This window comes from Klebsiella grimontii (assembly GCF_042137965.1).
In the GTDB taxonomy this organism is placed as follows: domain Bacteria; phylum Pseudomonadota; class Gammaproteobacteria; order Enterobacterales; family Enterobacteriaceae; genus Klebsiella; species Klebsiella grimontii.
Genome location: NZ_CP169721.1, coordinates 4,371,839 through 4,391,816 on the forward strand (window position 1 = coordinate 4,371,839; position 19,978 = coordinate 4,391,816).

Sequence of the window (19,978 nt, forward strand, 5' to 3'; positions counted from 1 at the left end):
TGAGATATACGGAAGTAATAGTGAATAGATGAATTTTATTGTTCCGGGTTTACGGATATAGCGCAGGATTAAACAGATATGAGGCTATTAAACCGTCTCCATCAGTACCAGCGGCTCTGGGAACCCTCCTCGGGCGAGCCGCAGCAGGTTACCGTCGGCGAGCTGGCGGAGCGCTGCTTTTGCAGCGAACGCCATATCCGTACCCTGCTGCGCCAGGCGCAAGAATCCGGCTGGCTACGCTGGCAGGCCAGCTCCGGTCGCGGAAAGCGCGGGCTACTCCAGTTTTACAAAGCACCGGAAACGCTGCGCAATGAAATGATGGAGCAGGCGCTAAGTAAAGGACAGCAGCAGAACGCCCTCGAACTGGCGCAGCTGGCGCCTGTAGAGCTTAAAGCGCTGCTTTCCCCCTTTCTCGGCGGCCAATGGCAGAACGATACGCCTACCCTGCGTATTCCTTACTACCGTCCGCTGGAGCCGCTGCGCCCGGGTTTTATGCCGGGACGCGCGGAGCAGCACCTGGCCGGGGAGATATTTTCCGGCCTGACCCGATTCGATGCGCACAGTACCTGTCCGATAGGCGATTTAGCCCATCACTGGGAAGTATCGCCGGACGGTCTGCGCTGGCATTTTTATATTCGTTCAACCCTGTTCTGGCATAACGGCGATCCAATTAAGACCTCACAGCTGCAGCAGCGGCTTTTGATGCTGCTGCAGCTACCCGCGCTGCGTACGCTGTTCGCCAGTATTAGCGAGATTAACGTCACCCACTCGCAATGTCTGACCATCACCCTGCACCGCGCGGATTACTGGCTACCGTTCCGCCTTGCCAGCTACTGCAGCGTGCTGGCGCATCCGGACGATCCGGCGATCGGTAGCGGACCCTTTCGGCTAAAGTTATTTACCCCGGAACTGGTGCGGCTGGAAAACCATCAGCGCTATCATCTCACTCACCCGCTGCTGCAGGCCGTGGAATACTGGATAACGCCGCAGCTGTTCGAGCAGGATCTGGGCACCAGCTGTCGTCATCCGGTACAGATAACCATTGGCGATCCTGACGAGCTGACCAGGCTACGTCAGGTCAGCAACAGTATTAGCCTCGGTTTTTGCTATCTGACGCTGCGCCAGAGCCCTCGTCTTAACAAAGCGCAGGCGCAAAGGCTGGTCTCGCTGATTCATCGCTCCACCCTGTTAGAAACCCTGCCGCTGGATGAGGATCTGATCGCGCCAAGCAATGAAATATTGCCGGGCTGGTCTATTCCGCAGGGGCCTGAAAATTATGATACCCCTCTGCCTGAACGGCTTACCCTGCTCTATCACCTTCCCGTAGAGCTACACGCCATGGCGGAGCAGCTTCGGCAACGACTGGCAGAGCTGGGCTGCGAGCTGACGATTATTTTTCATGATGCAAAAAACTGGGATGGCTGCGGGCACTTTGCGAAGGCAGACCTGATGATGGGTGACCGCCTGATCGGCGAAGCGCCGGTCTATGCTCTGGAGCAGTGGCTACGCTGCGACGCACTGTGGCCTAATTTGTTGACCGGGGCGCAATATGCGCATCTTCAGGCGACGCTGGATGCCGTTCAGGCCCTACCGGACGAACGCAGCCGCAGCGAAGCTTTGCGCAACGTCTTTAACAGACTGATGGATGATGCCATCATGACGCCGCTGTTCAATTATAATTATCGCATCAGCGCGCCGCCGGGGGTTAACGGGCTACGCCTCAACGCTCGAGGCTGGTTTGACTTCGCCAGCGCCTGGCTACCGGCCTCAGCGCCGTGACAGAGCTGGTGGTCGCGCCCATCAGGCGCTACCATATGCGCTTCACTTCGATTGTCAGGAATTATCATGAAACGCGCCGTAGTTGTCTTCAGCGGAGGACAAGATTCGACGACCTGCCTGGTGCAGGCTCTGCAACAGTATGATGAAGTGCATTGCGTCACTTTTGATTATGGCCAACGCCACCGCGCGGAGATTGACGTTGCTCGCGAACTGGCGCTGAAGCTGGGGGCCGTCGCCCATAAGATCCTTGATGTCACGCTGCTTAACGAACTGGCGGTCAGCAGCCTGACCCGCGATAGCATTCCGGTTCCGGATTACGAGCCGGACGCCAGCGGTATCCCCAATACTTTTGTCCCCGGCCGCAACATTCTGTTTTTAACCCTGACGGCGATTTACGCGTATCAGGTTAAGGCGGAAGCGATTATCACCGGCGTTTGCGAGACCGATTTTTCGGGCTACCCGGACTGCCGCGACGAGTTCGTGAAAGCGCTGCACCATGCCGTCAGCCTCGGAATGGCGAAAGATATTCGCTTCGAGACGCCGCTGATGTGGCTTAACAAAGCCGAGACCTGGGCCTTAGCCGATTACTGGGGCCAGTTAGCGCTGGTGCGCCATGAAACCCTGACCTGCTATAACGGCATTAAAGGCGACGGCTGCGGGCAGTGCGCCGCCTGTAATCTACGCGCCAACGGCCTGAACCACTATCTTGGCGATAAGGTTGGCGTGATGACGGTGATGAAGCAGAAAACCGGGCTCCAGTAAGCGGTTATTTCCCGGCATCGCAGGCGGCAGAAGGCGCTGAGCCCGGTCAGATACGCAGCAGCGCCTTCGGGGAAATTGTGCAACTTTCTGCGCCCTCGCCCCAGGGGGGCGCGATGCGCCTGCCCGGGCTACCGGAGCGCAGGCTACTGGGGACGTGTAGCCCGGACAGGTGCGCAGCACCGCCTCCGGGACATCCCCCCTCCGGCTGGCCGGTTAACGAGGCTCAAGCTGCTCCAGCTTCTCCCGCAGTTCGCCCTCCAGCGGCAGCGCTTTCTGCGTTTTTAGATCGATACAGACAAACGTGATAAGCGCATCGGCGACCACTTCGCCGTTAGGATTGAGGGTGACCACCTGGCTTAACGTCCCGCTTTTTCCATTGAGCTTTTCGAGCTTGCTGGTGACGGTTAACACATCGCCCAGAACCGCCGGTCGGCGATAGTTGATATTGATATTCACCACCACAAAGGCGATGTTGCGCGCGGTCATCCACTGGAAAGCCGGGCTGCTTTCCAGACCATCCCAGCGCGCCTCTTCGAGAAACTCCAGATAACGCGCATTGTTGACGTGCTGATATACATCCAGATGATAGCCGCGAACTTTGATTTGAGTCTGCATAGCGCGAATGCCTTATCTTTAATTGTTGTTTTGAGGTCAGAGGTCACACCACTTGTGTGACCTCTTCATTCTGGCAAATAATAACGACTGTGCAAACTTCCGCTGAAAATTTACAGCTTCAGATGTGACAGGTTTCTCTCTACCAGCGAGTTGCCCATACCGGGGACCTGCTTAAGGTCGTCAACGGTTTTAAACGGCCCGTACTCTTCGCGATAGCTCACGATAGCCTGCGCTTTCTTCAGACCGACGCCATTCAACGCCTTAGCCAACTCCTCCGCGCTGGCGTGATTAATACTCACTCTGGTGCCTTCACTATCGGCCGCGTTTAACCCATCCGGCGCTTTTGCCTGCGGCGACTGCACGCTCTCCTTTACCGTCGCCGACGCTTTACCCGCAGAGGGCGCCGCCTGCGCTATCTGACTCCCCGCCGCGCAAACCAGTACCGCGGCAATAAGCGATTTCATTCCTCGTTTCATGCTGTTATCTCCTTGTTTGTTGACAGCAAGAGCACGATAACGACGAGGGAAAAAGAGTACAAAAGGCAAAATGCAGAAATGGAAAAGGCCGCGAAAGCGGCCTTTGAGGATTACATTACGTTACTTGCTTTTGCGAAGCAGCGCGAAATTATTGTTGCTGGTCGATAATGTCGCCGACCTTAATTTTGGCCGCTTTACGCAGGTTGCTCATCAGCGCTTCGAAAGCGATCTGGGCGTTATTCTGGGTGATCCCCTGAATCATCGCTTTTTTCTGCTCTTCCGGCATCGTACCCGCTTTCACTTCCTCCAGCGCCAGCAGCACCACGTTGCCCTGCAGATCGGAGCCCACGCCGTAGCTTGGCTTACCCGACTGCGGCAGCGGTAGCGCAAAGACTGACTGGCTCAGCGCTTCCTGACCGGTGCGTGACAGCGTCTGCGGCGCGCCAAAGCTCAGGCCCGCGGCTTTCATCGCTTCATCGCCTTTACCCTCTTTCAGGGCCGTCAGCAGCTTATCGGCGTCCAGCTTCGCCTGCTGTTCCGCTTTGTTGCGCTTAACGATATCGCTCACCTGCGCTTTCACATCCGCCAGTGGCTTAACCGCCTCCGCTTTATGCTCGCTGATGCGCAGAACAAACGCGCGATCGCCGTCAACGGTGATGATATCGGAGTTGCTGCCCGGCGTGCCGTTGTCGCCAACCAGACCGCCGTTGAAGATGGCTTCAGAGACCGGCTTGAAGTTCAGCTCTTGCGGCAGGCTGTCGCGGCCAAACCAGCCGGTTTCAACCACTTTCAGACCGGCAACCTGGGCGGCGCCCGCCAGCGACTCATTATCGTTGCTCGCCGCGTCGCTCACTTTCTGCTGCAGCGCGTAGTACGCATCCAGCGCTTTTTCCTGCTTCACTTTCGCCGCGATATCATCGCGAACCTCAGCCAGCGGTTTAACCTGAGCGGGCTGAACGTCATCCAGACGCGCCACCAGGAAACCGACGGAAGATTTAATTACGCCTGATAGCTGGCCTTTTTCTTTCAGACCGGCCTCTTTCAGCTCCGGCACGGTAGCCGCATCTTCCAGCCAGCCCATATCACCACCGTTGCGGGCAGAGATGATATCGGTTGATTTTTCTTTGGCCAGCGCGGCGAAATCAGCGCCTTTTTTCAGCTCATCAAGCACCGCCTGAGCATCCGCTTCGGTTTTGGTCTGGATGATGCTGTAGCGGTTACGCTGCGGCTGAGTGAACTGATCCTGATGCTGGTCGTACCATGACTGAATTTCTTCGTCAGAGGCGTTTTCCTGCATGCTCGCAGCGTCCATCTTGATATAGCTTACGCGGAACTGCTCCGGGGCCATAAAACGCGCCTGATTCTGCTGGTAGAAGGCGTTGATTTCATCGTCGGTAGCGGTTTGCTTCGCCGCCAGCGCGTTCACGTCGATAGTCGCTTCACGGACGACGCGCTGTTGAGAAACCAGCGCCGCCAGCTGGTCGGATTCGCCCGGCAGCATAAAGTCGGTACCGGCTACGGCGTTGATCAACTGCTGAGTCGTCAGCTGATTACGAAGCGCCTGCGCGTACTGATCCGTCGTCATCCCCATCTGATTAACGATGCGGCTGAAGCGCTCGTTATCAAATTTGCCATCCGCCTGGAAAGCCTGGGTCTGGAAGATCGCCTGCTTGACCTGGTCATCGCTGATATTGAGACCGAGCTCACGGGCGTACTGATCGAGCAGCGCTTCGTCAATCAGACGGTTCAGCACCTGCTGACGCATGGTCTTCATGTAATTTTCATTAGCCGCCAGCTCTGAGAACTGGTCGCCAAGCTGCTGCTGCATGCGATTACGCTCGCTGGCAACGGCATTCTCAAACTGTGTGCGACCAATCTCCTGGTCATTAACTTTTGCGGCATAGTTGTTGCCACCGCCAATCAGGTAACCACTCACCCCGGTCAAAATGAACGAGACGATAATGATACCGAAAATAATCTTGAGCACGACGCTGTTGGCGGCCGTGCGTAGGTTGTCCATCATGGTGTAACAACGCTCCGCTGTAGATGACTTTAGCTCGCGCAGCATAGCATGTGATGGCCGCCGCGCGTGAGGACGTATTTTGACAAGAAAACGGGGTGATTGTCAGCCCACAAGTGCGTATAAACTCACATTAAGTCGCATTCTGGCAAATAAAAAAGGCACATCTTGCGATGCGCCCTTGTACTTCGTCACAGACCCCAGTGGGGAAGTCGATCAGTTTACCGCGTCTTTCAGCGCTTTACCTGCGCGGAAACCCGGAACTTTAGCAGCAGCAATGGTGATTTCTTTGCCTGTTTGCGGATTGCGACCAGTACGGGCAGCGCGCTCTTTAACAGCAAAAGTACCAAACCCTACCAGCGCAACGTCATCTCCAGCCTGCAGAGATTCAGTAACAGAAGCGATTAAAGCATCTAACGCACGTCCAGCTGCGGCTTTAGAAATGTCCGCACCGGCAGCAATTTTGTCAATCAGTTGAGATTTATTCACTGTTCTCTTCCTCTCTTTATAATTTATATCGCACCAGAATCCTTCGTGGCGCGACCGCGCAGCAGTTATATCAGGACTGTCATGCCCTTACAACAGAGTTGTAATTGACCCCCCTGCCAGCGATCTAAGTTAGCTACACAAAAAAAGGCTGGCAAGTACGAATTTACTTACCAGCCCTATTTTTCTTAGCGCTATTTGCGCGAAATCACTATTTTGCCGTGACGACTTCCATTCCAAACGGTTCGTTCTGTAGCGCAAGTGCCAGAACTTCCTCGATTCGTTTCACCGGATGGATATCTAAATCGGCGATAACGTTATCCGGAATTTCTTCAAGGTCGCGTTTATTTTCATCAGGAATCAGAACAGTCTTAATGCCGCCGCGATGCGCGGCCAACAGTTTTTCCTTCAGACCACCAATCGGCAATACCTGGCCACGGAGGGTAATCTCACCGGTCATCGCCACGTCGGCGCGTACCGGATTACCCGTCAGACAGGAAACCAGCGCGGTGCACATCGCGATACCGGCGCTTGGACCATCCTTCGGCGTCGCGCCTTCCGGCACGTGAACGTGAATATCACGTTTTTCGTAAAAGTCTGAGTTAATACCCAGCTTATCCGCACGTGAACGAACCACCGTCAGCGCCGCCTGGATGGATTCCTGCATGACTTCACCCAGTGAACCGGTGTAGGTCAGTTTGCCTTTACCCGGAACGCAGGCGGTTTCAATGGTCAGCAGATCGCCGCCCACTTCCGTCCACGCCAGTCCGGTCACCTGACCTACGCGGTTTTCGCTATCCGCACGACCATAGTCGTAGCGCTGCACGCCAAGGAAATCGTGCAGGTTGTCGCCGTTAATCTCGATGTGTTTCAGCGACTTATCCAGCAGCAGCTGTTTCACCGCTTTGCGGCACAGTTTCGAGATTTCACGCTCCAGACCACGCACGCCTGCTTCACGGGTGTAGTAGCGAATGATGCCGATAATCGCGCTGTCATCCACCGTCAGCTCGCCTTTCTTGAGCGCGTTACGCTCAATCTGTTTTGACAGCAGATGGCGTTTGGCGATGTTTAGCTTCTCATCTTCGGTATAGCCGGAGAGGCGGATCACTTCCATACGATCCAGCAGCGGCGCCGGGATGTTCATGGAGTTAGAGGTCGCAACGAACATCACGTCGCTGAGATCGTAATCCACTTCCAGATAGTGGTCGTTAAAGGCCACGTTCTGTTCCGGATCCAACACCTCCAGCAGCGCCGAGGCCGGATCGCCGCGCATGTCAGAAGACATCTTGTCGATCTCATCCAGCAAGAACAGCGGGTTTTTAACGCCCACTTTAGCCATTTTCTGGATCAGTTTGCCCGGCATTGAGCCAATATAGGTACGGCGGTGACCGCGGATTTCCGCTTCATCACGCACGCCGCCCAGCGCCATACGCACATATTTGCGTCCAGTTGCTTTGGCGATGGATTGGCCGAGAGAGGTTTTACCTACCCCCGGAGGCCCAACCAGGCACAGGATCGGCCCTTTGAGCTTGTTAACACGGCTCTGCACCGCGAGGTACTCAAGAATGCGATCCTTCACGCGCTCAAGGCCGTAGTGATCGGTATCGAGGATCTCCTGAGCCTGACGCAGGTCTTTTTTAACCTTGCTGCGAGCGTTCCACGGTACCTGCACCATCCAGTCGATGTAGCCGCGAACGACGGTCGCTTCCGCCGACATCGGGGACATCATTTTCAGTTTTTGCAGTTCCGCTTCGGTTTTCTCTTTTGCCTCTTTCGGCATTTTCGCCGCGTCGATCTTACGCTTCAGCGCTTCGTTCTCGTCCGGGGCGTCGTCCATCTCGCCGAGCTCTTTTTGAATGGCTTTCATTTGCTCATTCAGATAGTACTCGCGCTGAGATTTCTCCATCTGCTTTTTCACGCGGTTGCGAATACGCTTCTCCACCTGCAGCAGATCGATTTCCGACTCCATCATCGCCATCAGATATTCCAGACGCTCGTTAACGTCGGACATCTCCAGCACGGACTGTTTGTCCGCCAGCTTCAGCGGCATATGCGCAGCGATGGTATCCGCCAGACGCGCCGGATCGTCGATGCTATTCAGCGACGTCAGCACTTCCGGAGGGATTTTTTTGTTCAGCTTGATGTAGCCTTCAAACTGGCTGATAGCGGTACGAACCAGCACTTCCTGCTCGCGTTCGTCAATCGCCGGCGATTCAAGGTATTCCGCCTTCGCCGAAAAATGTTCGCCATTATCAGACAGCGCAGAGATGCGCGCGCGCTGCAAACCTTCGACCAGCACTTTAACAGTACCGTCCGGTAGCTTCAGCATTTGCAAAATAGACGCCACGGTCCCGACGGTGAAAAGATCGTTTACACCCGGCTCATCCGTCGAGGCTTCTTTCTGCGCAACCAGCATGATTTTTTTATCATGGTCCATGGCTGCTTCGAGACAACGGATAGATTTTTCCCGCCCTACAAACAGGGGTATGACCATGTGCGGATAAACCACCACATCGCGCAACGGCAATACGGGGATTTCAATGCGTTCAGAACGCTCAGGATTCATAGAGCTCTCTCTTAGTTTAAAGTCCGCCAGGTAGCCGACGACGCAACTCAACGACGCGTCGCCGTTAATATGTAAACCAGTATATGGGGATGTATTCCATACATTCAACGGCGGGAATGCAGGAAAAATAAAAGGGGAGATAAAATCCCCCCTTTTTGTTAACTGCTTGAGCAAACTGGTTAATTATTCACCAGACGCCTGCTGCGCTTCCGGTTTGCCGTAAATCAGCAGCGGCTTGCTCTGACCATCGATAACCGAAGCGTCGATGACCACTTTTTCCACGTCTTCCATTGACGGAAGATCGTACATGGTATCGAGCAGCGCGGCTTCAACGATAGAACGCAGGCCACGAGCGCCGGTTTTACGCGCCATCGCTTTCTTCGCGATAGCGTCCAGCGCTTCGTCGCGGAACTCCAGCTCAGCGCCTTCAAGGCTGAACAACGCCTGATACTGCTTAGTCAGGGCGTTTTTCGGCTCTTTGAGGATCTGAATCAGTGCTTCTTCGCTCAGCTCGCTCAGGGTCGCCACGACCGGCAGACGGCCAATGAACTCAGGAATCAGACCAAACTTGATCAGATCTTCCGGTTCAACCTGAGACAGCAGTTCACCTTCGCTGGCTTTATCGGACTTCGCCTTCACCGTCGCGCCGAAACCAATGCCGGAGCCGGTTTCTACACGGTGGGAAATGACCTTATCCAGACCGGCAAACGCGCCGCCGCAGATAAACAGGATTTTAGAGGTATCAACCTGCAGGAACTCCTGCTGCGGATGCTTACGCCCGCCCTGCGGCGGAACCGCGGCCACGGTACCTTCAATAAGCTTCAGCAGCGCCTGCTGCACGCCTTCGCCGGAAACATCGCGGGTGATCGACGGGTTATCCGATTTACGGGAAATTTTGTCAATCTCATCAATGTAGACGATACCGCGCTGGGCTTTCTGTACGTCGTAGTCGCACTTCTGCAGCAGTTTCTGGATGATGTTCTCCACGTCCTCACCCACGTAACCGGCTTCGGTCAGGGTGGTGGCATCCGCCATGGTGAAAGGCACATCCAGCAGACGCGCCAGGGTTTCCGCCAGCAGCGTTTTACCGGAGCCGGTCGGCCCGATCAGCAGAATGTTGCTTTTACCCAGTTCAACGCCGTTGCTGGTGTCGCCATTGCGCAGACGTTTGTAGTGATTGTATACCGCCACCGCCAGCACTTTTTTCGCCGGCTCCTGGCCGATAACGTAATCGTCCAGATGGTGGCGAATTTCGTGGGGAGTCGGCAATGCACTGCGCTCGCGATGCGGCGCGACTTCTTTAATTTCTTCGCGAATGATGTCGTTACATAAATCAACGCATTCGTCGCAGATATACACGGACGGCCCGGCGATTAGCTTACGCACTTCATGCTGGCTTTTGCCGCAAAAAGAGCAGTACAACAGTTTGCCCGAACCATCTTTGCGTTTATCTGTCATGAGTCCAAACCTCTTATTAAGTTCTTTGTGCCGCACACGACGACGCAAATGCCATTCTCAGGCGCAAACCGCTGGTAAGCGTTGTGCCGCCCTCTTACAAACAAGTATAGCGGCCCCCTTGCGCCCGGGGCATCAATTACGATGAGTCAAAATGGAGTCGACGAGGCCGTATTCCACTGCTTCTGAGGCAGACAGGAAACGATCGCGCTCGGTATCACGCTCGATCTGCTCAAGGGATTGACCCGTATGATGTGCCATCAGTTCATTCATGCGGCCTTTCACTTTCAGGATTTCGCGGGCGTGGATTTCGATATCCGTCGCCTGGCCCTGATAGCCGCCCAGCGGCTGGTGAATCATCACGCGGGAGTTCGGCAGGCAGAAACGCTTACCTTTAGCCCCTGCGGTCAGCAGGAAGGCGCCCATCGAAGCCGCCTGCCCCATACAAATGGTGCTGACGTCCGGTTTGATGAACTGCATCGTGTCGTAAATCGACATCCCGGCGGTAATCACGCCGCCCGGAGAGTTAATGTACAGATAGATATCTTTTTCCGGGTTTTCCGCTTCCAGAAACAGCATCTGCGCCACGATCAGGTTAGCCATGTGATCTTCTACCTGGCCGGTCAGAAAAATGACGCGCTCCTTGAGCAGACGGGAGTAAATATCAAATGAACGTTCGCCGCGTGAGGTCTGTTCAATGACCATCGGCACCAGGGCCATATGGGGTGCAAAGTTGTCTCGTTCGCCACTGTATGACATTTCCGTCTCCTGGATTAATTTGAAAAAAACCGCTGCACTGATTGTAACCTTACGGACGGATTATCAGCCAGAATTTCTGCCGTTGGGCAGAAGTGCATAGATGCACGCTTCATTACGGCGCATGGTTATGCCACTGCAGTTACGTCTCCCGGTTATGGGGATGACGTTGCCTTAATTCAAGCATAACAATCTTTTGTCGTAACGCTATCACTGAAATCGCCTTTTCGCACGTATCCTAAGGCTATCATTGCAATAAAAAAACCCGCGGCCTTTCGGCAACGGGTTTTTACTCAAACCTTAAACCTTGGGGCGAAATTACGCCTGCTGGTTCATCAGTTCGCTGAAGGAAGTGGCTTTTTCAGATACTTTCGCTTTCGCCAGCACGGCTTCAACAGCCTGCTCTTCCAGCGCGACGTTGCGCATGTTGTCCATCAGCTCTTTGTTTTTGCTGTAGAACTCAACCACTTCTTTCGGATCTTCGTAAGCAGAAGCCATCTCTTCGATCAGGCCTTTCACGCGATCTTCGTCAGCTTTCAGCTCGTTGGTGCGAATCACTTCGCCCAGCAGCAGGCCAACAACAACGCGGCGTTTAGCCTGCTCTTCGAACAGCTCACGCGGCAGTTCCAGAGCCTGTTGTTCGTTACCGCCGAAACGCTGAGCAGCCTGGCGGCGCAGAACGTCGATTTCGCTGTCAATCAGCGCGGCTGGAACGTCGATATCGTTCGCTTTAACCAGACCTTCGATAGCCTGAGATTTCACGCGGTTACGCACGGCGCCTTTCAGCTCGCGCTCCATGTTTTTACGCACTTCAGCGCGCAGACCGGCGACGGAACCATCTTCAACGCCGAAACGCTTGATGAATTCTTCAGTCAGCTCCGGCAGTTCACGTTCTTCAACTTTCTTCAGGTTGATAACGAACTTAGCCGCTTTACCTTTCAGGTTTTCAGCGTGGTACTCTTCCGGGAAGGTTACGTCGATGGTGAACTCTTCGCCAGCTTTGTGACCTTTGATACCGTCTTCAAAGCCCGGGATCATACGACCCTGGCCCATCGCCAGTACGAAGTCAGAAGCTTTGCCGCCTTCGAACTCTTCGCCGTCAACGGAACCGGTGAAATCAACGGTAACGCGATCTTCGGCATCAACAGCGCCGTCTTTGTCTTTCCAGTTAGCCTGCTGCTTGCGCAGAGTATCCAGCATGGTGTCAACGTCAGCGTCGGTCACTTCAACAACCGGTTTTTCAACTTCGATCGCTTCCAGACCCTGCAGTTCAACTTCCGGATAAACTTCGAACTCGACCGCGTAGGTGAAATCTTCACCCAGCTTGTATTCGCCCGGAACATAGTTCGGCGCGCCGGCCGGATTAATTTTTTCTTTGATGATCGCGTCAACGAAGTTACGGCTCATCAGGTCACCCAGCACGTCCTGGCGAACAGATGCGCCATAACGCTGAGCAACAACATTCATCGGCACTTTGCCTTTACGGAAGCCGTCAATGCGAACTTTTTTCGCTACGTTGACCAGCTCGCTTTTGACAGCATTCTCGATGCTGTCAGCGGCGATAGTAATCGTTACACGGCGCCCAAGGCCCTGAGTGGTTTCAACTGAAACTTGCATCTTGTTACCTCAAAAAAATCACAGTGCTCGGTCAACTCTGGAAGCGCGAACAGGTTGCTTCGCAGAACCGGGATGCCCTCTTCAAATCAGAAACACATTCCCTGTCGTCAGAATCATCCCGAAGACATTCATAATAAAAGACGCGGCATTATAGCGGCATCACTTTTGTGAGTCGAGAACGGTTGTCGCCCACTGCTGCGGCTTTTTTCACATTTCCCGAGCAAATTTGCCTGTAAAAAGGCGCAAACTGCACATTTTCCAGGCAAAACAAAACGGCCCGCAGGCCGTTTTCTCATAAATCTTCACGCAACATACTGGAAAAGCTCCAGCGGTTGCAAATGCGATTTCTACGCGATACTTCCAGCCCCGCGACAAGGAGGAGAAGCAAAGACGGTATCCTGTAGCCCTTCCCACTCTTTGATTGTGTAGGTATGCAACGCCAGAGCGTGCACGGTGCTTGATAGTTCCTCAGTCAACGTTCCGTAAATCATACGGTGACGATTAAGAAAACGCTCGCCAAGGAAGCGATCGCTCACCAACACCACTTTAAAATGACTTTCAGAGCCCGCAGGAACGTTGTGGCGATAACTTTCATCCACGACTTCAAGATACACCGGGTCGAACGCTGCCCTAAGTTTTGCTTCGATCTGTTCACGTATCATCATGAATTTTCTCCTCCGACAACGCTGTATTGCCGCCATTCCCTTTAAATGTTAGCCGCTTTTACCGCTTCCATTGGGCGAAAACAACAAAAAATTGGCATTCCTCTGATATTTTCACGCAAAAGTATCGGCTTTACTGGTTCGGTATCCTGAAAGCCCCGCCTGAGTTGCGATATGCGATGCCGCAAGGACAGAAAACGCACAAGACGATGAATTTACATGCGTTGCCACTTCCCCTTGCCGTTGGCGATGTTATGATGGCGGGAATTGTCCTCATTACTACTCCCATGCGTTGAGACCCTGAACATGTTTAAGAAAATTCTTTTGCCTTTGGTCGCGCTGTTTATGCTGGCCGGATGCGCCACTCCGCCGACCACTATTGATGTATCACCGAAAATCACCCTGCCGCAGCAGGATCCCAGCCTGATGGGCGTGACCGTCAGCATTAACGGCGCCGATCAGCGCCCGGATCAGGCGCTGGCGAAAGTCACTCGCGATAACCAACAGGTTACGCTGACCGCTTCCCGCGACCTGCGTTTCTTACTGCAGGAAGTCCTTGAAAAACAGATGACCTCGCGTGGCTATATGATTGGTCCGAACGGCGCCGTTGACCTGCAAATCATCGTCAATAAACTGTACGCCGACGTTTCTCAGGGTAACGTGCGTTACAACATCGCCACCAAAGCCGATATCGCCATTATCGCCACCGCCGCCAACGGCAACAAGATGACCAAAAACTATCGTGCCAGCTACTCTGTTGAAGGCGCATTTCAGGCCTCGAACAAGAATATCGCCGATGCGGTTAATAGCGTGATGACCGATACCATTAGCGATATGGCGCAGGACACCAGCATTCACGATTTCATCAAGCAAAACGCTCGTTAATTTAAGCGGCAGACCCGGCCCCGCGTCGGGTCTGCACGACAAGACATGTCCAATCATTACTTACGCATTTTTACGCAGCCAAAATCAGCGATCCTGCTGATTCTTGGTTTTGCGTCTGGATTACCGCTCGCCCTGACCTCAGGCACGCTGCAGGCGTGGATGACCGTTGAAAATATCGATCTGAAAACCATCGGTTTTTTCTCTCTCGTCGGCCAGGCCTACGTCTTTAAGTTCCTCTGGTCGCCGCTGATGGACCGCTACACGCCGCCGTTTCTTGGCCGTCGTCGCGGCTGGCTGCTGGCTACCCAATTTCTGTTACTGATTGCCATTGCGGCGATGGGATTCCTTGAACCCTCCACGCAGCTGCGCTGGATGGCGGCGCTGGCGGTCGTCATCGCCTTTTGCTCCGCGTCTCAGGATATCGTGTTTGACGCGTGGAAAACTGACGTGCTGGCCGCGGAAGAGCGAGGCACCGGCGCGGCAATCAGCGTGCTGGGCTATCGTCTGGGGATGCTGGTCTCCGGCGGACTGGCGCTATGGCTGGCCGACCGCTGGCTAGGATGGCAGGGAATGTACTGGCTGATGGCCGCGCTGCTGATCCCCTGCATTATCGCCACGCTGCTGGCCCCGGATCCCAGCGACGTCATTCCTGTGCCGAAAACGCTGGAACAGGCGGTTGCCGCACCGCTTCGCGACTTCTTCGGTCGCAATAACGCCTGGCTAATCCTGCTGCTTATCGTCCTTTATAAGCTTGGCGATGCGTTTGCCATGAGCCTGACCACCACATTCCTGATTCGCGGCGTCGGTTTCGATGCTGGCGAAGTGGGGATGGTCAATAAAACGCTCGGCCTGTTCGCCACGATTGTCGGCGCCCTGTACGGCGGCGTGCTTATGCAGCGCCTGACCTTATTCCGCGCGCTACTGATTTTCGGCGTGCTGCAAGGAGTATCCAACGCCGGATATTGGCTGCTATCTATTACCGATAAACACCTTTTCTCCATGGCGACGGCGGTATTTTTCGAAAACCTGTGCGGCGGGATGGGCACCGCGGCGTTCGTCGCGCTGCTGATGACGCTGTGCAACAAATCCTTTTCAGCCACCCAGTTTGCCCTGCTCTCGGCGCTTTCCGCCGTCGGGCGCGTTTACGTCGGCCCTATCGCCGGCTGGTTCGTCGAGGCTCACGGCTGGCCTGCCTTCTATCTTTTTTCCGTCGTTGCCGCTGTGCCGGGTATTTTGCTGCTGTTAATTTGTCGGCGTACCCTGGAACACACCCAGCGGTCAGAGAGTTTTATGCCGCGTACGTTCTTTCCTCAGATCTACGGGCTGGCTTTAATGATTCTGGCGGTTGGCTGCCTGATGCTGGCGGTATGGCTGGTGCTGCTGGTGTTCAACGCGCTGGATTACACCAATTTCTCCTTCCTCGCGGGCCTGCTGGAGATCGCCGTACTCACCGCCGTTGCGGGTATTTTACTCGGCGCTTTCCTTGACTACCTGGCATTACGCAAAACCGAGCTGATTTAATCGTTACAGAAACGTTAGTGGACGTTGTAATTACCAAGCGTAATTATAACGTCTTATTAACGATTTTATATTCATGGCGCTGAGTTTGTTGTTTTGTGCGTTTTAGATTTCTGGAAATTATTGACAATTTTTATGCGAATCTTTAAATAATTTAAACGATTCAGCTTTACTGTTTTTATTTTCCGCTTTTATGATGTCTTTTATTTGATAATTAATTGTTAATTATTTGTGTTGTTTTGCAGGTGGTTATGCTCATTCTCTTATAAACCCCTTGGTTCTTATCCCTTTCGTTATCAATCCCGCGTAAATCAAGCTTTGCAAGGGATAATGTCACACTCCGTAACATATGTGACAAGGCAAGCAGAAGCCACTAACATAGAACAGACACAGCTCCAACTATGTTTACAGTAATGCAACCTTCCCGTAAAATGCCCGTACACTTTAAGCGCCACCAGATTCCGTGGAATTGAGGTCGTTCAATGAGACTTAGGAAATACAATAAAAGTTTGGGATGGATGTCATTAATCGCAGGCACTGTATTACTCAGTGGTTGTGATTCTGCACTCCTCGACCCAAAAGGACAGATTGGACTGGAGCAACGCTCTCTGATTCTGACGGCCTTCGGCCTGATGATGATCGTCGTTATTCCAGCCGTCTTGATGGCAGTAGGATTTGCCTGGAAGTATCGTGCGAGCAATAAAGATGCGAAGTATAGCCCGAACTGGTCACACTCCAACAAAGTTGAAGCTGTGGTCTGGACGGTTCCTATCCTGATCATCCTGTTCCTGGCCGTTCTGACCTGGAAAACAACTCACGCATTAGAGCCGAGCAAACCGCTTGCTCACGATGAAAAACCTATCACTATCGAAGTCGTTTCGATGGACTGGAAATGGTTCTTCATCTATCCGGAACAAGGTATTGCTACCGTCAACGAAATCGCCTTCCCGGCGAACGTACCGGTACACTTCAAAGTGACCTCCAATTCCGTGATGAACTCGTTCTTTATCCCACGTTTAGGTAGCCAGATTTACGCAATGGCCGGGATGCAGACTCAGCTGCACCTCATCGCGAATGAAGCTGGTACTTACGACGGTATCTCCGCCAGCTATAGCGGCCCGGGCTTCTCTGGAATGAAGTTCAAAGCTATCGCCACGCCGGATCGTGCAACCTTCGATCAGTGGGTAGCGAAAGCCAAACAGTCTGCGAATACCATGGATTCCATGGAAACATTCGACAAACTGGCTGCGCCTAGCGAATACAACAAAGTGGAATACTTCTCTAACGTGAAACCGGATTTGTTTAAAGATGTTGTTAACAAATTTATGTCTCACGGTAAGAGCATGGATATGACCCAACCCGAGGGCGAGCACGCAGCGCACGAAGGAATGGAAGGCATGGACATGAGCCACGCGGAAACCGCTCACTAAGGGGCCGAGGAAGAAAACGATGTTCGGAAAACTTACACTGGATGCAGTGCCCTACCATGAACCCATTATTGTGGTTACGGTGGCTGCAATTATCATTGGGGGACTGGCGCTTCTGGCAGCCATCACTTACTTCGGTAAGTGGTCCTACCTTTGGAACGAGTGGCTGACTTCGGTTGACCACAAACGTCTCGGTATCATGTACGTTATCGTAGCAATCGTTATGTTGCTGCGTGGCTTTGCTGACGCCGTTATGATGCGTAGCCAGCAGGTGCTGGCCTCGGCCGGGGAAGCAGGTTTCCTGCCGCCTCACCACTACGATCAGATCTTTACCGCCCACGGCGTTATCATGATCTTCTTCGTAGCGATGCCGTTTGTTATCGGTCTGATGAACCTGGTGGTTCCGCTGCAGATCGGCGCACGCGACGTTGCTTTCCCCTTCCTTAACAACCTGAGCTTCTGGTTCACCGTTGTGGGCGTGATTCTGGTTAACCTCTCTCTGGGCGTCGGTGAATTCGCGCAGACCGGTTGGCTGGCCTATCCGCCGCTGTCGGGAATCGAGTACAGTCCGGGCGTCGGGGTCGATTACTGGATCTGGGCTCTCCAGCTATCCGGTATTGGTACAACGCTTACCGGTATTAACTTCTTCGTAACGATTATCAAGATGCGTGCCCCTGGCATGACCATGTTCAAGATGCCGGTGTTTAGCTGGGCATCTCTGTGCGCCAACATCCTGATTATCGCCTCCTTCCCAATTCTGACCGTCACCGTCGCGCTGCTGACCCTGGACCGCTACCTGGGCACCCATTTCTTTACCAACGATATGGGTGGCAACATGATGATGTACATCAACCTGATTTGGGCATGGGGTCACCCGGAAGTGTACATTCTGGTTCTGCCGGTATTCGGCGTCTTCTCCGAAATCGCCGCGACCTTCTCGCGTAAGCGTCTGTTTGGCTACACCTCGCTGGTATGGGCAACAGTGTGTATTACCGTTCTGTCGTTTATCGTTTGGCTGCACCACTTCTTTACTATGGGTGCGGGCGCGAACGTAAACGCCTTCTTCGGTATTACGACCATGATCATCGCTATCCCGACCGGGGTTAAGATCTTCAACTGGCTGTTTACCATGTACCAGGGCCGCATCGTCTTCAACTCAGCGATGCTGTGGACGATTGGCTTTATCGTGACCTTCTCCGTAGGTGGTATGACCGGCGTTCTGCTGGCGGTACCGGGCGCAGACTTCGTGCTGCACAACAGCCTGTTCCTGATCGCGCACTTCCATAACGTCATCATCGGCGGCGTGGTGTTCGGTTGCTTCGCAGGTCTGACCTACTGGTGGCCGAAAGCCTTTGGCTTCACCCTGAACGAAACCTGGGGCAAACGCGCTTTCTGGTTCTGGATCATCGGCTTCTTCGTCGCGTTTATGCCGCTGTACGTGCTGGGCTTCATGGGTATGACCCGTCGCCTGAGCCAGCAGATTGACCCGCAGTTCCACCCGATGCTGGTTGTTGCAGCCTGCGGCGCGGCGCTGATCGCCTGCGGTATCCTCTGCCAGCTGATTCAGTTCTACGTGTCTATCCGCGATCGCGAGCAGAACCGTGACCTGACCGGCGACCCGTGGGGCGGCCGTACGCTGGAGTGGGCAACCTCTTCTCCTCCGCCGTTCTACAACTTCGCTATCGTTCCTGTGGTTCACGAGCGTGACGCGTTCTGGGAAATGAAAGAGAAAGGCGACGCGTACAAGAAACCGGCTGGCTATGAAGAGATTCATATGCCGAAAAACAGCGGCGCGGGCATCGTTATTGCTGCTTTCGCAACGGTGTTTGGTTTCGCAATGATCTGGCACATCTGGTGGCTGGCAATTGCAAGCTTCGTCGGTATCCTGGCGACCTGGATTATTAAGAGCTTTGACGAGGACGTGGATTACTACGTGCCGGTTGCAGTAGTCGAAAAACTGGAAAATCAGCATTTCGATGAGATTAACAAAGCAGGGCTGAAAAATGGCAACTGATACTCTTGCGCATAACGCCCACGCGCACGAACACGGGCACCATGATACAGGACCGATGAAGGTATTCGGTTTCTGGATCTACCTGATGAGCGACTGCATTATCTTCGCCACTCTGTTCGCGACCTATGCCGTTCTGGTGAACGGCACGGCGGGCGGACCGACCGGTAAAGATATTTTCGAACTGCCGTTCGTTCTGGTTGAAACCGCGCTGCTGCTGTTCAGCTCCATCACCTACGGCATGGCGGCTATCGCCATGTACAAAAACAACAAGAGCCAGGTGGTTTCCTGGCTTGCGCTGACCTTCCTCTTCGGGGCAGGGTTCATCGCGATGGAACTCTATGAATTCCATCATTTGATTGTTGAAGGTATGGGTCCGGATCGCAGCGGCTTCCTGTCAGCGTTCTTCGCGCTGGTCGGTACCCACGGTCTGCACGTGACCTCTGGTCTGATCTGGATGGCGGTGCTGATGGTACAGGTTTCTCGTCGCGGCCTGACCAACACTAACCGCACCCGTATCATGTGCCTGAGTCTGTTCTGGCACTTCCTGGACGTCGTGTGGATCTGCGTGTTCTCTGTTGTTTATCTGATGGGGGCGATGTAATGAGTCATTCTACCGATCATAGCGGCGCTTCTCACGGCAGCGTGAAGAGCTACATGACAGGTTTCATCCTGTCGATCATTCTGACGGTTATCCCGTTTGCAATGGTGATGAGTGGCTCCGCATCGCATGCGGCTATTCTGGGAACCATCCTGGTCACTGCAGTTGTGCAGATTGTCGTACACCTCGTGTACTTCCTGCACATGAACAGTAAATCGGACGAAGGTTGGAACCTGACCGCATTTATCTTCACCGTAATCATCATTGCTATCGTAGTTGTCGGTTCCATCTGGATTATGTGGAACCTGAACTACAACATGATGATGCACTAAGAGCGGCGAG

The 19,978-nt window shown here is 53.8% G+C and carries 17 protein-coding genes; 8 read left to right on the plus strand and 9 right to left on the minus strand.

The annotated features are described in order from the left end of the window. The first annotated feature begins 78 nt into the window (after nt 1-78). Nucleotides 79-1,779, plus strand: coding sequence for an SgrR family transcriptional regulator (locus tag ACE3MN_RS20530; protein ID WP_024359041.1), 1,701 nt, complete (start codon nt 79-81; stop codon nt 1,777-1,779). Nucleotides 1,780-1,845: 66 nt separating this feature from the next. Continuing rightward, nucleotides 1,846-2,541: a 7-cyano-7-deazaguanine synthase QueC gene (queC, locus tag ACE3MN_RS20535; protein WP_286454264.1), complete on the plus strand. Its 696-nt coding sequence runs from the start codon at nt 1,846-1,848 to the stop codon at nt 2,539-2,541. Nucleotides 2,542-2,754: 213 nt separating this feature from the next. Here queC and ACE3MN_RS20540 read toward each other — a convergent pair whose 3' ends face one another. The 9 genes from ACE3MN_RS20540 to bolA all read right to left on the minus strand — a co-directional run bounded on the left by ACE3MN_RS20540 (nt 2,755) and on the right by bolA (nt 13,197). Then, nucleotides 2,755-3,156 (minus strand): YbgC/FadM family acyl-CoA thioesterase, encoded by a 402-nt coding sequence (locus ACE3MN_RS20540; protein ID WP_004135982.1) that lies wholly within the window; start codon nt 3,154-3,156, stop codon nt 2,755-2,757. A gap of 110 nt (nt 3,157-3,266) precedes the next feature. Then, nucleotides 3,267-3,632 carry a helix-hairpin-helix domain-containing protein gene (locus ACE3MN_RS20545; protein WP_024359043.1) on the minus strand — a complete coding sequence of 122 codons (366 nt, stop codon included), beginning with the start codon at nt 3,630-3,632 and terminating at the stop codon, nt 3,267-3,269. Nucleotides 3,633-3,780: 148 nt separating this feature from the next. Continuing rightward, entirely contained in the window at nt 3,781-5,655 is a 1,875-nt protein-coding gene (ppiD, locus tag ACE3MN_RS20550) for a peptidylprolyl isomerase (protein ID WP_024359044.1), read from the minus strand. A 213-nt stretch (nt 5,656-5,868) separates the two neighbouring features. Further along, a complete protein-coding gene (hupB, locus tag ACE3MN_RS20555; RefSeq protein ID WP_002444653.1) occupies nt 5,869-6,141 on the minus strand; it encodes a nucleoid-associated protein HU-beta in 273 nt (90 codons plus the stop codon). Nucleotides 6,142-6,349: 208 nt separating this feature from the next. Then, nucleotides 6,350-8,704, minus strand: coding sequence for an endopeptidase La (gene lon, locus ACE3MN_RS20560; RefSeq protein WP_004099539.1), 2,355 nt, complete (start codon nt 8,702-8,704; stop codon nt 6,350-6,352). A gap of 183 nt (nt 8,705-8,887) precedes the next feature. Next, a complete protein-coding gene (gene clpX / locus ACE3MN_RS20565) occupies nt 8,888-10,162 on the minus strand; it encodes an ATP-dependent protease ATP-binding subunit ClpX (protein WP_004099538.1) in 1,275 nt (424 codons plus the stop codon). 132 nt (nt 10,163-10,294) lie between these two features. Then, a complete protein-coding gene (gene clpP, locus ACE3MN_RS20570) occupies nt 10,295-10,918 on the minus strand; it encodes an ATP-dependent Clp endopeptidase proteolytic subunit ClpP (protein ID WP_003021624.1) in 624 nt (207 codons plus the stop codon). A 315-nt stretch (nt 10,919-11,233) separates the two neighbouring features. Then, nucleotides 11,234-12,532 carry a trigger factor gene (tig, locus tag ACE3MN_RS20575; protein ID WP_004129807.1) on the minus strand — a complete coding sequence of 433 codons (1,299 nt, stop codon included), beginning with the start codon at nt 12,530-12,532 and terminating at the stop codon, nt 11,234-11,236. Nucleotides 12,533-12,879: 347 nt separating this feature from the next. Next, nucleotides 12,880-13,197, minus strand: a complete 318-nt coding sequence (bolA, locus tag ACE3MN_RS20580; protein WP_004133447.1) for a transcriptional regulator BolA — start codon at nt 13,195-13,197, stop codon at nt 12,880-12,882. A 303-nt stretch (nt 13,198-13,500) separates the two neighbouring features. On the opposite strand from bolA, the gene ACE3MN_RS20585 reads away from it, so the two are divergent. The 6 genes from ACE3MN_RS20585 (at nt 13,501) to ACE3MN_RS20610 (ending at nt 19,968) form a co-directional block, all read left to right on the plus strand. After that, complete coding sequence (locus ACE3MN_RS20585) at nt 13,501-14,079, plus strand: lipoprotein (RefSeq protein ID WP_004129805.1); 579 nt, start codon at nt 13,501-13,503, stop codon at nt 14,077-14,079. A 45-nt stretch (nt 14,080-14,124) separates the two neighbouring features. Next, nucleotides 14,125-15,600, plus strand: a complete 1,476-nt coding sequence (gene ampG, locus ACE3MN_RS20590) for a muropeptide MFS transporter AmpG (RefSeq protein WP_049088796.1) — start codon at nt 14,125-14,127, stop codon at nt 15,598-15,600. 479 nt (nt 15,601-16,079) lie between these two features. Further along, on the plus strand, nt 16,080-17,027 hold the full coding sequence (gene cyoA, locus ACE3MN_RS20595) for a cytochrome o ubiquinol oxidase subunit II (RefSeq protein ID WP_004129799.1): 948 nt from the start codon (nt 16,080-16,082) through the stop codon (nt 17,025-17,027). Nucleotides 17,028-17,046: 19 nt separating this feature from the next. Then, the gene (gene cyoB, locus ACE3MN_RS20600) at nt 17,047-19,038 is read left to right on the plus strand and encodes a cytochrome o ubiquinol oxidase subunit I (protein WP_004133450.1); all 1,992 of its coding nucleotides are present in this window, start codon (nt 17,047-17,049) and stop codon (nt 19,036-19,038) included. After that, nucleotides 19,028-19,639, plus strand: a complete 612-nt coding sequence (locus ACE3MN_RS20605) for a cytochrome o ubiquinol oxidase subunit III (RefSeq protein ID WP_004129790.1) — start codon at nt 19,028-19,030, stop codon at nt 19,637-19,639. Before cyoB ends, ACE3MN_RS20605 begins: the two co-directional genes overlap by 11 nt. Continuing rightward, nucleotides 19,639-19,968, plus strand: a complete 330-nt coding sequence (locus tag ACE3MN_RS20610; protein ID WP_004099523.1) for a cytochrome o ubiquinol oxidase subunit IV — start codon at nt 19,639-19,641, stop codon at nt 19,966-19,968. The genes ACE3MN_RS20605 and ACE3MN_RS20610 overlap by 1 nt, the downstream gene beginning before the upstream one ends. Nucleotides 19,969-19,978 lie beyond the last annotated feature (10 nt).

What these genes read in the sequence shown, in the direction of transcription:
- bolA (WP_004133447.1), bottom strand. Translation starts at nt 13,197, where the DNA reads ATGATGATACGTGAACAGATCGAAGCAAAACTTAGGGCAGCGTTCGAC.
- ACE3MN_RS20605 (WP_004129790.1), top strand. Translation starts at nt 19,028, where the DNA reads ATGGCAACTGATACTCTTGCGCATAACGCCCACGCGCACGAACACGGG.
- cyoA (WP_004129799.1), top strand. Translation starts at nt 16,080, where the DNA reads ATGAGACTTAGGAAATACAATAAAAGTTTGGGATGGATGTCATTAATC.
- ACE3MN_RS20530 (WP_024359041.1), top strand. Translation starts at nt 79, where the DNA reads ATGAGGCTATTAAACCGTCTCCATCAGTACCAGCGGCTCTGGGAACCC.
- cyoB (WP_004133450.1), top strand. Translation starts at nt 17,047, where the DNA reads ATGTTCGGAAAACTTACACTGGATGCAGTGCCCTACCATGAACCCATT.
- queC (WP_286454264.1), top strand. Translation starts at nt 1,846, where the DNA reads ATGAAACGCGCCGTAGTTGTCTTCAGCGGAGGACAAGATTCGACGACC.
- ampG (WP_049088796.1), top strand. Translation starts at nt 14,125, where the DNA reads ATGTCCAATCATTACTTACGCATTTTTACGCAGCCAAAATCAGCGATC.
- clpX (WP_004099538.1), bottom strand. Translation starts at nt 10,162, where the DNA reads ATGACAGATAAACGCAAAGATGGTTCGGGCAAACTGTTGTACTGCTCT.
- ACE3MN_RS20545 (WP_024359043.1), bottom strand. Translation starts at nt 3,632, where the DNA reads ATGAAACGAGGAATGAAATCGCTTATTGCCGCGGTACTGGTTTGCGCG.
- tig (WP_004129807.1), bottom strand. Translation starts at nt 12,532, where the DNA reads ATGCAAGTTTCAGTTGAAACCACTCAGGGCCTTGGGCGCCGTGTAACG.
- ppiD (WP_024359044.1), bottom strand. Translation starts at nt 5,655, where the DNA reads ATGATGGACAACCTACGCACGGCCGCCAACAGCGTCGTGCTCAAGATT.
- ACE3MN_RS20540 (WP_004135982.1), bottom strand. Translation starts at nt 3,156, where the DNA reads ATGCAGACTCAAATCAAAGTTCGCGGCTATCATCTGGATGTATATCAG.
- ACE3MN_RS20610 (WP_004099523.1), top strand. Translation starts at nt 19,639, where the DNA reads ATGAGTCATTCTACCGATCATAGCGGCGCTTCTCACGGCAGCGTGAAG.
- lon (WP_004099539.1), bottom strand. Translation starts at nt 8,704, where the DNA reads ATGAATCCTGAGCGTTCTGAACGCATTGAAATCCCCGTATTGCCGTTG.
- clpP (WP_003021624.1), bottom strand. Translation starts at nt 10,918, where the DNA reads ATGTCATACAGTGGCGAACGAGACAACTTTGCACCCCATATGGCCCTG.
- ACE3MN_RS20585 (WP_004129805.1), top strand. Translation starts at nt 13,501, where the DNA reads ATGTTTAAGAAAATTCTTTTGCCTTTGGTCGCGCTGTTTATGCTGGCC.